Source organism: Cypionkella sp. PAMC25878 (genome assembly GCF_058135695.1).
In genome coordinates this window covers 1,315,972-1,328,657 of the sequence record NZ_CM176871.1, presented here as the reverse complement: position 1 = coordinate 1,328,657, position 12,686 = coordinate 1,315,972, and the positions used below count along the sequence as shown (strand labels likewise).

At 60.2% G+C, this 12,686-nt stretch carries 11 protein-coding genes; 4 read left to right on the top strand and 7 right to left on the bottom strand.

Annotation, left to right across the window (positions count from 1 at the left end):
* Positions 1-129: 129 nt before the first annotated feature.
* The gene (locus ACS5RD_RS06225) at positions 130-336 is read left to right on the top strand and encodes a cold-shock protein (RefSeq protein ID WP_054005237.1); all 207 of its coding nucleotides are present in this window, start codon (positions 130-132) and stop codon (positions 334-336) included.
* 131 nt (positions 337-467) lie between these two features.
* On the opposite strand, the gene ACS5RD_RS06220 is transcribed toward ACS5RD_RS06225, so the two are convergent.
* Positions 468-902 (bottom strand): hypothetical protein, encoded by a 435-nt coding sequence (locus ACS5RD_RS06220; protein WP_054005238.1) that lies wholly within the window; start codon positions 900-902, stop codon positions 468-470.
* Between the two features lie 180 nt (positions 903-1,082).
* Between ACS5RD_RS06220 and ACS5RD_RS06215 the strand changes: the two genes are divergently transcribed.
* Together ACS5RD_RS06215 and ACS5RD_RS06210 are read left to right on the top strand one after the other, a co-directional pair.
* Complete coding sequence (locus tag ACS5RD_RS06215) at positions 1,083-2,003, top strand: alpha/beta hydrolase (RefSeq protein WP_489931341.1); 921 nt, start codon at positions 1,083-1,085, stop codon at positions 2,001-2,003.
* Positions 2,000-2,746 (top strand): class II aldolase and adducin N-terminal domain-containing protein, encoded by a 747-nt coding sequence (locus ACS5RD_RS06210; RefSeq protein WP_489930460.1) that lies wholly within the window; start codon positions 2,000-2,002, stop codon positions 2,744-2,746. The genes ACS5RD_RS06215 and ACS5RD_RS06210 overlap by 4 nt, the downstream gene beginning before the upstream one ends.
* A 47-nt stretch (positions 2,747-2,793) precedes the next feature.
* Here the strand turns inward: ACS5RD_RS06210 and ACS5RD_RS06205 are convergent, their stop codons facing one another.
* From ACS5RD_RS06205 to ACS5RD_RS06180, 6 genes are all read right to left on the bottom strand, one after another.
* Entirely contained in the window at positions 2,794-3,627 is an 834-nt protein-coding gene (locus ACS5RD_RS06205; RefSeq protein WP_489930459.1) for an alkaline phosphatase family protein, read from the bottom strand.
* Positions 3,628-3,705: 78 nt separating this feature from the next.
* Positions 3,706-5,352: an ABC transporter ATP-binding protein gene (locus tag ACS5RD_RS06200; protein WP_489930458.1), complete on the bottom strand. Its 1,647-nt coding sequence runs from the start codon at positions 5,350-5,352 to the stop codon at positions 3,706-3,708.
* Positions 5,345-6,163, bottom strand: coding sequence for an ABC transporter permease (locus ACS5RD_RS06195; protein ID WP_489930457.1), 819 nt, complete (start codon positions 6,161-6,163; stop codon positions 5,345-5,347). The genes ACS5RD_RS06200 and ACS5RD_RS06195 overlap by 8 nt, the downstream gene beginning before the upstream one ends.
* Positions 6,160-7,116, bottom strand: coding sequence for an ABC transporter permease (locus tag ACS5RD_RS06190; protein WP_054005244.1), 957 nt, complete (start codon positions 7,114-7,116; stop codon positions 6,160-6,162). The genes ACS5RD_RS06195 and ACS5RD_RS06190 overlap by 4 nt, the downstream gene beginning before the upstream one ends.
* A gap of 7 nt (positions 7,117-7,123) precedes the next feature.
* A complete protein-coding gene (locus tag ACS5RD_RS06185; RefSeq protein WP_489930456.1) occupies positions 7,124-8,713 on the bottom strand; it encodes an ABC transporter substrate-binding protein in 1,590 nt (529 codons plus the stop codon).
* A gap of 105 nt (positions 8,714-8,818) precedes the next feature.
* Positions 8,819-10,852, bottom strand: a complete 2,034-nt coding sequence (locus ACS5RD_RS06180) for a CocE/NonD family hydrolase (protein WP_489930455.1) — start codon at positions 10,850-10,852, stop codon at positions 8,819-8,821.
* Between the two features lie 181 nt (positions 10,853-11,033).
* Between ACS5RD_RS06180 and betC the strand changes: the two genes are divergently transcribed.
* Positions 11,034-12,542 carry a choline-sulfatase gene (gene betC / locus ACS5RD_RS06175; protein WP_489930454.1) on the top strand — a complete coding sequence of 503 codons (1,509 nt, stop codon included), beginning with the start codon at positions 11,034-11,036 and terminating at the stop codon, positions 12,540-12,542.
* Positions 12,543-12,686 lie beyond the last annotated feature (144 nt).

Here is a 12,686-nt window from a genome sequence, read left to right as displayed (position 1 = left end):
CCCTATCAAAGAGTGCGACGTTGACTCTCTGCGATCTCTGTCTCCGATTTCGGCCACAGCATTCGACAAAGGCTGACTGCGCCAAGCCGCCGCAATCTCGCGGGCGGCACTGCTAAGGGAGACATCACGATGGCTAAGGGCACCGTGAAATGGTTCAATGAAACAAAAGGCTTCGGCTTTATCGCCCCGGAAGGCGGCAAGAAGGACGTGTTCGTGCACATCTCGGCGCTGGAGCGTGCTGGTCTGCGCTCGCTGAAAGATGGCCAGCCGGTCACCTTCGACATCGAAGCGGGTCGCGATGGCCGCGAATCGGCGACCAATCTGGCGCTGGCCTGAACCGAAAGCCTCTAACCCTAAAGTCAGGGGCTGATTGAGATTTGAAAGGGGCGCATCCCAGATGCGCCCCTTTTGTATTGCAGCACAGACCCTGATCGCCATCGACAATCAAAATTCTTTTGATCGAAAACTCACATCAGCCGCATGGCGAGCCGGTCGCGCAGCGCATGTTCAAAACCCACCCGCAGCGAGATGCCCGAGGTGGGCGCGCGCAATACCACAGCCTCACCGCGTTCCTCTGGGAATTCCTGCGCGGTGCAGTCTTTTGAGAGCAGAATAACCGGCACCCGCCGCGCCACGTCGATCAGCAGCGCATGGGCACGGCGACCCGCCGCAAGCCCGCCAAACGCATCACAGTCAATCACGCACAGCCCATAGCCTGCCGGATCTTCGATCACCGCTTCTAGGCCGACGAACAGATCATCGGTCATTTCCACCTTGCCCCCAAGACCGGCAAGGCGGTGTGGCAGTGGGTTGCCGTCTTGACCTTGGCTGACCAACATCACCCGGATGCCAAGCCCGACCGGTGAGGCGCTGTGCTGTTCTAGTGACCGAATGACTTGCACGATTGTTCCCCTAAACATGGTAGGCGGTCTGCGTCTTGATTGTTTAACTTTAGGCGACAGTTGCGGCGAAATTGGGCGGGCAATGAGACGTTCTTTGGTGAATTGTGGCGAAGATTGGGCGTTGAACCCGCAGGCTTTGCCCGTCATGATCCGCCCAAATGCACCGGGATTTCGCTCATCATGCCAGCGCCAGATTACCAAAGCCTTATCGACGCCGCCACTTGGGCCTTTATTCGCGATAGCGAGGCGTCCTATCCGCCGGACACCGCCAGCCTGACGATTGCCGATCAACGGCGGATTTATGATGCGATGTGCGCGCAGTTTCATCGCGGCTATCCGGCGGGAGTGGTGGCGCAAGATCGCGCGATCTCAGGCGTGCCGTGTCGGGTCTATCCGGGGGCAGCCCCCACGGTGGTTTATCTGCATGGCGGCGGCTATGTGGTGGGCGGCTTGCACAGCCATGACGATGTCTGCGCCGATATTCGCGCGGCAACCGGCTTGCAAGTGGTGGCGGTGGATTACCGCTTGTCGCCCGAACATCTGCATCCGGCGGCGTTTGAGGACGCGCGCGCGGTGGTGCAAGCCTTGCCGGGGCCGCTGGTGCTGGTGGGGGATTCCTCAGGCGGTAATCTCGCGGCTTCGGTCAGCCATGCCCTGCGGCGCGAGGCGCGGATTCTGGGGCAGGTGTTGATCTATCCGGGGTTGGGTGGCGATCGCAGCAAGGGCAGCTATCAGACCCACGCCTTCGCGCCGATGCTGACGCTGGCGGATGTGGCATTCTACGCGGGCATCCGACATGGCGGGGTTGAGGTATTGGGCGATGCAACCGTCGCCCCCTTACAGGATACCGATTTTGCTGGACTGCCGCCGACCGTCGCGATTGCCGCCGAATGTGATCCCCTCGCCGATGATGCACATGACTATGCCACGGCGATCCGGGCCGCTGGCGGGCGCGCCGTATCATTTACCGCGCCGGGGATGGTGCATGGCTATCTGCGCGCACGGGTGACGGTGCCTCGGGCAGCGGCATCCTTCACTGAAATTTGCAACGCTATCAGCGCCTTGGCGCAAGGCAACTGGCCCTATGGAGAGATCAAATGAACGCACATGCCAATATCACCCACTGGGCCGAGCGCGTCGATATGGCGGCGGCCTTCCGCTGGAGCGTCAAGCTGAACCTGCATGAGGCGGTATCAAACCACTTCAGTTTGGCGGTGAACCCCGAAGGCAGCAAGTTCCTGATGAACCCAAACATGCGGCACTTTGGCCGGATCACTGCGTCGAGCCTGCTGGAAATCGACGCCAACGATCCCTCCACGATGAACCGCCCGGATGCACTCGATCCCACCGCTTGGGGCCTACACAGCAGCATCCATCGCGCTTTGCCCCATGCGCGCTGCGTGATGCATGTGCATTCGATCCATGCCACCGTTCTGGCCAGCTTGGCGGATAGTTATCTGCCCCCGATCGACCAAAACTCGGCAATGTTCTTCGGGCGGCAAGTGGTGGATGCTGATTACGGCGGCATGGCGTTTGAGGAAGAAGCCGCCCGCTGCGTGCAGCTTTTGACCGACCCAAAGATCACCACGATGATCATGGGCAACCACGGCGTGCTGATCATCGGTCAATCGGTCGCCGATGCGTTCAACCGCCTGACCTATTTTGAGCGCGCGGCTGAGACGTATATTCGCGCTTTGCAAACCGGGCGCGAGTTGCGGATCCTGTCTGATGCGGTGGCCGAGAAAACCGCTGGCGAATGGGACAGCTACCCCGGCTATGCCGAGGCACATCTGCGGGAGGTTAAGGCATTACTGGATGAAGACGGCGCGAGCTACGCCAGCTAAGGCCGGAATTCGCGCGAATTCCGTGACGATTTTCGCGCGAAAATCGGCTAGGCGGTGAAGAACGGTTTCGCCTTCATACTGGGCGGAACCGGCGCCCCCATCCGGGTCAGGATCGACGGCGCCAACGCCAACTGGTCCAGCACGGTATCGGGCCCCGGCATTTCAGACTCGCCGAAGTAGTAGAACGCGAATTCCTGCTGCAACGCGCCGGTGCCGCCGTGGTGACCACGTTCGTCTTGGCCGTGGTCGGCGGTGACGATCACCTCATAGCCCGCGCTGCGCCATTGATGCAGAAATGTGGCCAGCATTTCATCCATCCGGTAGCAGGCGTCGTCCATTTCCTCGCAATCGTGAAAGAACCGATGGCCGAGGCTGTCGAGTGTGCAGGTGTGCAAAATGCCGTAGTCGATGCCTTTGACCAGACACAGCCGGGTCAAAGTGGCGAACAGATCGACATCGGAAGGGGTCATTTGGTTGTAGCTAGTATCTCCGGTCATGGTGTGGAAACGACCATGGCTGATCGGGCCATCGGGTTCATCATATTCAATGTCGCGGACCAGATCGAACGGATAGCGGTTGAAGAATTCCGACCAGAAGCTATGCGTCACCGCCCCGGTTTTGCCGCCAGCCTTGGAGATTTCCGAGAACACATCCGGCAATTCCAACCGACGCCGCAAGCCGTTGCCCCAGATGCCATGCACCTGCGGCGGGGTGCCAGTGTGGATCGAGGCATAGCAGGAGCCGGAGGTGGAGGGCAGCACCGACCGCATCCGCCACACCCGCGCCTCGCCTTGCGCGACCCAGCCCTCAAGATTGCCAAACAAGCGGCGCCAGTTGCGATAGGGGACGCCGTCGAGGATGATCAGCAGCAGTTTACGCATTTATAACTCCGGCCCGACGGAGCTGTCGAAGCCTCCGGCGGGGATATTTGGGCCAATGTGAAAGCCTTGGTTCGGGCTTTAGTTGCCGCCGCTTTCCATTTTGCGCGAGGCGAGCACCTCTTCCAGCCAGCCGAGTTTCATCTCGGGCACCGAGGACAGCAAGAGGTCAGTGTAATCGTCGAACGGCGGCGTAAGCACGTCGGTTTTGCTGCCATAGCGCACGACTTGGCCGCGATACATCACCGCAATTTTGTCGGCGATGGCTTTCACCGTTGCAAGGTCGTGGGTGATGAACAGATAGGCGACGCCTTCGCGGGCTTGTAAGGACAGCAGCAGCTTCAGGATGCCATCGGCGACCAGCGGGTCCAGCGCCGAAGTCACCTCATCGCAAATGATCAACTTGGGCTTGGCCGCCAAGGCGCGAGCGATGCAGACGCGCTGTTTTTGGCCGCCGGAAAGTTCTGCGGGGTAGCGATCAATAAAGCCCGCGCCCATTTCGATTTCTTCCAGCAGTTCTTGGATGCGCTTGCGCTTGGCGTCGCCTTTCAGGCCGAAGTAAAACTCTAGGGGTCGCCCGATGATGGTGCCAACGGTCTGGCGCGGGTTCATTGCGGTATCCGCCATTTGGTAGATCATCTGCAATTCGCGCAGATCATCCTTTGAGCGGCTGGCCAGATCGGGCGACAAAATGCGGCCTGCGAAGGTGATGCGACCTTGCGCTGTTGGCAAAAGACCAGTGATCACACGGGCAAGGGTGGATTTGCCCGAACCGCTTTCCCCCACCACGGCGAGGGTTTGGCCAGCCGACAGATCGACGGTGACATTCTTCAGCACGTCAAAATTGGTGCCTCTGTAGCGGGCGGTGATATTGGCGACCGACAGCACCGGGGCGGTGTCGGCTTTTTCAACGTGGTCAATCGAGCGCACCGAAACCAACGCCTGCGTATAGGCCTGCTGGGGCGCGTTGATAATCTGATCGGTTGTACCGTATTCGACCTTCTTGCCGCCGCGCAGCACGAGGATATCATCGGCGACCTGTGCCACCACCGCGAGATCGTGGGTGATATACAAAGCCGCCACCCCGGTATCGCGGATCGCGGCTTTGATCGCCACCAGCACGTCGATTTGCGTCGTCACATCCAGCGCGGTGGTCGGCTCGTCAAACACCACCAGGTCAGGCTTCGGGCACAAAGCCATCGCCGTCATCGCGCGTTGCAGCTGCCCGCCCGAGACTTGGTGCGGATAGCGAGTGCCGAATGTCTCGGGGTTGGGCAGGCCGAGTTTGCGGAACAGATCGACCGCGCGGGCCTCTGCCTCGGCCCGTGTCATCAGCTTGTGGTGCAGCGAGGTTTCAATCACCTGCTCCATCAGCCGCTTGGCCGGATTGAACGCCGCCGCAGCCGACTGAGCAACATAGGTGACTTCCCGACCACGCAAAGACCGCAGATCACTCGGGCCAGCACTGCGAATATCGCGGCCGTTCAGCAGAATTTGCCCGCCTGCCAGACGCGCACCGCCCCGCGCAAAAGCCATCGCCGACAGCCCGATGGTGGATTTGCCGGCACCGGATTCGCCGATCAGCCCCAGCACTTTGCCCTGTTCTACTGACACCGATACATCATCGACCAGCACGACTTTGCGGGGTGCCTCGCCGGGTGGATACGAGGTCGCTTCGATCCGCAGGTTCTTGATTTCCAAAAGGTTGGGTTTCGCTTGATCAAGCACCGCGACCGCCTTTCAAGCTGGTGGTGCGTGACAGCACCCAATCCGCCACCAAGTTCACCGAGATCGCCAGCGCCGCAATCGCAATCGCCGGGGCCAGTGCTGCAGGGATGCCATAAACCAGACCCGCCGAGTTTTCCTTCACCAAGCCGCCCCAGTCGGCCAAAGGCGGTTGCACGCCCAAACCGAGGAACGACAGGGTCGAGATGAACAGCACCGCGAAGATGAAGCGCAGGCCCAATTCCGCCACCAAGGGCGACAGAGCGTTGGGCAGAATTTCCGAGAAGATGATCCAGCCCTGTTTTTCACCGCGCAGGCGCGCCGCTTCGACATAATCCATCACGGTAATATCGACAGCCACGGCACGCGACAAACGGAAAACCCGCGTCGCATCCAAGAAGCCCATCACCAGGATCAGGTTCAGCGTGGTCACATCGACTGCCGTCAGGATCACCAAAGACAGGATCAGCGTCGGGATCGCCATGATCAAATCTATGAACCGCGACAAAGCTTGATCGACCCAACCGCCCGCCGTCGCCGCCAGAAAGCCCAACACCGATCCGGTCACAAACGACAGGATTGTCGAACACGTGGCGACAAAAATCGTCACCTGCGCGCCGTAGATCATCCGTGTCAGCAGGTCACGGCCAATCGAATCGGTGCCCAGCCAATGTGCCGCCGAGATCGGGTCCCAGACGCCACCGACCAGCTCATCCATCTTATAGGGTGCGATCAGTTGCGCGAAGATGGCGATGAAGAAGAAGCCCCCGGTCAGGATCAGACCGAGCAGGGCGGAAAGTGGAATACGCCTCATTTCGGGTGCCTCAATCTTGGGTTGGCCAGAATAGACACCACATCCGCCAGGATGTTCAGCCCGATGTAAACGGCGGCAAAGATCATTCCACAGGCCTGCACCACCGGCAGGTCGCGCTTGGTGACGTGATCGACCAGATATTGCCCCATGCCGGGATAGACAAACACCACCTCAACCACGACGACGCCCACCACCAGATAGGCCAAATTCAGCATCACCACGTTGACCACGGGCGCAATCGCATTCGGAAACGCGTGCCGCCAGATCACCGTCAGCGGCGACAGGCCCTTCAACTCGGCGGTTTCGATATAGGCCGATTGCATCACGTTCAGAATGGCCGCCCGGGTCATCCGCATCATATGCGCCAGCACCACCATCACCAAAACGATGACGGGCAGGATGATCGCCTGCAACCGCTCAAACACTCCCATGCCGGGGAACACCATCGACATGGCGGGGAACAGTTGCAGTTTCACGGCAAGGAAATACAGCACCAGATAGCCCGCCACAAACTCGGGCAAGCTGATGGTGGCAAGCGTCACGCCGGAAATCAACCGGTCCGGCCAGCGCCCATTATAGCGGGCCGCCAGCAGCCCCAGCAAAATAGCCAAAGGCACCGAAATCAGCGCCGCCCAGAACGCCAGAAACAGCGTGTTGCCCAGACGCGAACCGATCGACTTGGCGATATCCTCGCCATTGGTCAACGCGACGCCCATATCCCCGGTGACAAACCCATACAGCCAATGGCCATAGCGCCAAAGCACCGGCTCATTCAGCCCCATTTTCTCGCGCAGGTTGGCCAAAGCCTCGGGCGTCGCCGATTGGCCGAGCATGGCTTGCGCGGTATCGCCCGGCAAAGCCTCAACGCCAAAGAAGATCAGCGCCGAGACTGCCAGCATGAGCAGCAGACCCAGCGCCAAACGCTGGGTCACGAGTTTTACGACCGGGTGCATGCGGCGATCAGGTGTTCAGCCAGCACTTGGCAAGTGCGCGGCCATTCATCAATTCACCGTTCGGGTCCGCCTGCCAGCCGCCAACTTCCTCACGCTTGGCCTCAACGAAATCGTTGAACATCGGGCAGATCAAACCGCCGTTGTCGCGCACCAGATTTGCCAGTTCCGAATATTCCGCCTTGCGCTTAGTCTGGTCCAACTCGGCGCGAGCTGCAACCAACACCTCATCGAAATGCGGGTCTTTGAACTTGGTATCGTTCCAATCCGCCGTCGACAGATACGCGGTGGAATACATCTGATCCTGAACCGGACGCCCGCCCCAATAGCTGGCGCAGAAAGGCGCGACGTTCCAGACGTTCGACCAATAGCCATCATCCGGCTCGCGCTTAACTTCCAACGGGATACCCGCCGCATTGGCCGATTGCTGGAACAGTTGGGCTGCTTCAATCGCGCCGGGGAAGGCACCCGCCGCCACTTGCAGCACGATGGGCGAGCCATCATGGCCGGATTTCTTATAGGCCTCAGCCGCCGCTGCCGCATCATATTCGCGCTGCGGAATGGTGTCGTCAAACAGCGGATACGCCGCGTTGATCGGGAAGTCGTTGCCGCGCGAACCCAAGCCGCCAAGGATCTTGTCAACCATTTCCTGCCGGTTGACCGACAGTTTCAACGCCATCCGCAGGTCGTTGTTGTCAAACGGTGCCTTGTCGCAATGCATGATGAAGACGTAGTGACCACGGCCAGCTACGGCTTGAATCGAAATCCCCGGCGCACCTTTCAGCAGTTCGACAATCTTCGGATCAACCCGGTTCATCATATGGATCTGACCGGCCTGCAAAGCCGAGGTGCGGGCGGTGTTGTCGTTGATCACAATGATCTCGACATCATCGGCATGGCCCATGGTGCTGTCGAAATAATTGGCATGCTTGGTGAAGGTATGGCGCACGCCCGGCTCGTTGGCGACGATCTTATAGGGACCAGCGCCGATGCCTGCGGTCGGGTTATCAATACCGCCGCCGGGCTGGATGATCAGGTGGTAATCCGCCATCAGGAACGGCAAGTCGGCATTGCCCGACTTCAGCTTCAGCGTGACCATGTCACCCTCGGCCTTCATGTCGATGATGTCCTTGACGATACCCAAAGCGCCCGACTGCGATTTCTCATCGGTGTGACGTTTCAGGGTGGCGACCACGTCATCGGCGGTGACGGTCTTGCCGTCGTGATATTCGACGCCCTTGCGGATCTTGAACTTCCACTCCATCGCGTCCGGGCTGGACGAGACTTCTTCAGCAATCCGGTAATCCAGCTCGCCCTTGGCATTCACGTCCAGCAGCATTTCGCCCCAGATCATGTTCACCGCGAAAGGCACTTCCGAGGCCGCCAGCGCTGGGTCGAGCGAGTTGGTGCTCTCGCCTCCCTGCATCCCTGCGCGCAACAGACCGCCCTTTTTCGGTTCTTCCGCACGGGCAGCTGAGGCGAGCAAGGTCGAGGCCAAAGCCGCAGACACGCCCAAAGCCCCCGCACGGCCGACGAATTCACGACGGCTCATCAGACCTTTGGCGGCACGGGCGAGTAGATAGTTCAGCTCATTCGACATTTTAGTCTCCCTAGAAGGCCCCGGTTTTGTGGGCCGTTTTTTGTTGATTACCCAATCAGTAACCCGTGCATTTCCGTTCTGGCAACGATTCTTGCCCTGCGCGGGTTAAACAAATCGGCGTGGCACCTTGTCGTCATAGTGGCGTTCAAACACCTTGGTGTCGCCTTCCCAAGCGGTCAGACTGGCTTTCAGATGCAGATGGCTGGCAGTGGCGGTCATCTCGGCCCAAGCGTTTGTTTTCACAGACCAATCGCCCCGAGATTGCCGCTGCTCCCAAGTATGCACAGCGCGCGCCGACAACGGATCATCGGGGTGGATTTCCCACAGTTCCGTCATAGACTCCCCGGTGCAAAGCCCGTGCGAGAGGTTCTCCACATCGCCCAGATCATCGCTGATCACCAAGGCAGTTGTGCCCGAAATCAAGTCAGTTTCAATCTTGCGCGTGGTCTTACCCGCACGCAGCACCCGATGCGCCCACGACTTTGCGCCTTCAGGACTTGGCGGCGTCCATTCATTTTCGCTGCCCTGATGCACCGGCAAATCAAGACTGCCCGCCGTCACGGTCAAGAAAGCAGCCTCGGGCGAGGGCCAAAGGAACGGCCAATAAGTTGTGGACAAAGCCAAGCGAAGATGATGCCCCGCAGCCAAGCGATACGCCATCTGGTCGATGTCAAACGCCACTTCAACCACCTGCCCCACAGGCATTGGCGCTGGGTCTTCCATACCACCCCTATGACACAGGTTCAACATCCCATGCGCGATCCGCACCGATGATCCATCCGGCCCTACATCGCACAACCGTGCCACCACGAAGCCCAAAGGTTGATCGCTGGACAGCGTCAGCGACAACCGCGCCGCGCCCAGCAGATCGAGCGGCGCGCTCAGAACCGTACCATCAAAGCACACCGACAACGCATCATCGCTCGCCTGATCCCCCGGCATCTCAGCATTTAGGCCCATCGGGAAGAACTCCCCCGTGTGCATCCCCAACTGCTGCGGCGTGTTGACCCGAACCGAGAAGCCCTGCCCAACCACAGCCCCCAGCACACCGCCGGAGGGGTCTGGGGAGGGCGCCCCGCTCTCCCCAGCGCCAGCGCCAAGCGCCAACACAACCCGCGACACCCGCGCCGAAGGCCAAGCCGCCTCCGCCACCCAATGCCCCGCCCGATGCTTCGCCGATGCATCCGGTGCCTCAGAATGGATCATATAGGCGCGATAGGCCGGATCATGCTCCGCGCCATTCTCAATCCCCTTCAACCAGCGATCCCACCAGCGCAAAGCCACCTGCAGAAACCCAATCGCCGGCCCCGGCACCGCCGTATGCGGATATTGATGCACCCAAGGCCCGACAATGCCCTGCACGGGCGCTGGTACATTCTCGACCAGATGCGCCACGGTGTTCATATAGTTATCCGCCCAACCGCCCCAGCTTAGCACCGGAACCGTCATGCGGCTGTAATCCTCGGACACCGAGCCATGCTTCCAGTAATCGTTCTTCTCTTGCATCTCGGCCCAGCGCGGCGCGAGCCAAGGCTCATTCTCCAAACGTTTCAACCACTCCGCGCGCCAGTCAGGCCGCAGCACCGGGTCCGACGGACGGCTGGAATAAGACAGCATCACCGCCCCCCAGCCGAAATTCTCGCCCAGCAAACAGCCGCCCTTGTAGTGAATATCATCGGCAAAACGGTCGGTGGTCGAGCACACAGACACCACCGCCTTCAACGCCCGGGGTTGCAAAAACGCCGTCTGCAGGCAGTTAAAGCCGCCCCAGCTTTTGCCCATCATCCCCACCGCGCCCGAGCACCACTCCTGCGCCGCCAGCCACTCAATCACCTCACACGCGTCGGTGAGTTCCTGAATGGTATACTCGTCCGTCATCAGCCCATCGCTGTCGCCATTGCCGCGCATATCGACGCGCACGCAGGCATAGCCGTGGCCTGCGACATAGGCATGCATCATCTCGTCGCGCGGCAAAGTACCATCGCGTTTGCGGTAGGGGATATATTCCAGCACCGCAGGCACGGGCCCCGCACCTTCGGGCCGCCACACCCTCGCCGACAAACGGCAGCCGTCGGAAAGCACGATTCCCATGTCGGGATCGTCGGTGATCGCAAAGGGAAACTCGGTTACAATTTTCATCCAGATCCCTCATGCGCTGCGCGCGTATCAGGCGATGCTAAGGTGTTGAAATCCGTCCTTCAAGCGGCGCTTTAGACCCCGTTTGCGACGTCGCGTCACATTCGCGTCAAATGCCCCTTGCAAGGCAAACCCAAGCGCGGCACCACTTTGGCGCAACCCCGAAAACTGCAGAGGATCCGCCATGCCCAGCCGCCCAAATATCCTGATTGTCATGGTAGATCAGCTGACCGGGACGCTGTTCGACGATGGCCCCGCCGCCTTCCTGCACGCGCCCAACCTGAAGCGCCTCGCCGATCATTCGGTGCGCTTTGCCAATGCCTACACCGCCTCGCCGCTCTGCGCCCCGGCCCGTGCCGCCTTCATGTCCGGTGCTTTGCCACGTCGCACCCGCGTCTATGACAACGCCGCCGAGTTTGCCTCGGATATTCCCACCTACGCCCACCATCTGCGCCGCGCGGGGTATTACACTTGTCTCTCGGGTAAAATGCACTTCGTCGGCCCCGACCAGATGCACGGGTTTGAGGAACGCCTGACCACCGACATCTACCCTGCCGATTTCGGCTGGACTCCAGACTACCGCAAACCGGGTGAGCGGATCGACTGGTGGTATCACAACCTCGGATCAGTGACCGGCGCAGGCATCGCCGAAATCACCAACCAACTCGAATACGATGATGACGTCTGCCACCAAGCGGTGCAGAAAATCTACGACCTCTCGCGCGGCCTCGATCCCCGCCCATGGTGCCTGACCGCCAGTTTCACCCACCCGCACGACCCCTTCGTCGCCCGCAAGAAATACTGGGATCTCTACAACGACGCGCCGGAACTAGAACCGCCAACACCGCTGGCCTATGAAGACATGGACCCGCATTCGCAACGCCTGATGGACGCCTGCGACTGGCGCGGGCTTGAAGTCACGCCCAAGCATATCCGCCGCGCCCGCCAAGGCTATTTCGCCAATATCTCCTACGTCGATGCCAAAATCGGCGAGATTTTTGAGGCGCTTGAGGCCACCCGCCAAGAAGCCATTGTGATCTTCGTCTCCGACCATGGCGAGATGCTGGGCCGCAAAGGCCTGTGGTTCAAAATGAACTTCTTTGAAGGCGCCTCCCGCGTCCCGCTGATGATCTCAGCCCCCGGTCTGGAGCCGAAACGCATCGACACGGCGGTATCGACCATCGACCTGACGCCAACCCTCTGCGATCTGGCGGGCATCTCGATGGAGGAAGTCATGCCTTGGACCGACGGCGAAAGCCTGCTGCCTCTGGCCAAAGGCGCCCCGCGCACCAGCCCCGTAGCAATGGAATACGCCGCCGAAGGCAGCATCACCCCCATGGTCGCGCTGCGTCTGGGCGCATGGAAATACATCCACTGCCCCTCTGACCCCGATCAGCTTTTCGATCTCGCATCGGACCCAGAAGAAAACCTCAATCTGGCAGCCGACCCCCGCGCTGCCGAAGTCCTCGCCCATTTCCAAACCCTCACGCAAGACCGCTGGGACATTCCCGCCTATGACGCCGAAGTCCGCCAGAGCCAAGCCCGCCGCTGGGTGGTCTACGAGGCCCTGCGCAACGGGGCCTATTACCCCTGGGATCACCAGCCCCTGCGTGCAGCATCCGAGCGGTATATGCGCAACCACATGGATCTGAACGTGCTGGAAGACAACAAACGCTTCCCGCGCGGGGAGTAACCAAGGCGAATTTCAAAGACGACGAAATTCGTGTGGCGGCGCTGTTGGATTTTAATCTGATACGACTGTATCGGCTCCTCTGTGGAAGCCTCCGGCGGGAGTATTTCGAAAAGAGCAAATCCAAAGCAGTTGCTCTTTTTGAAA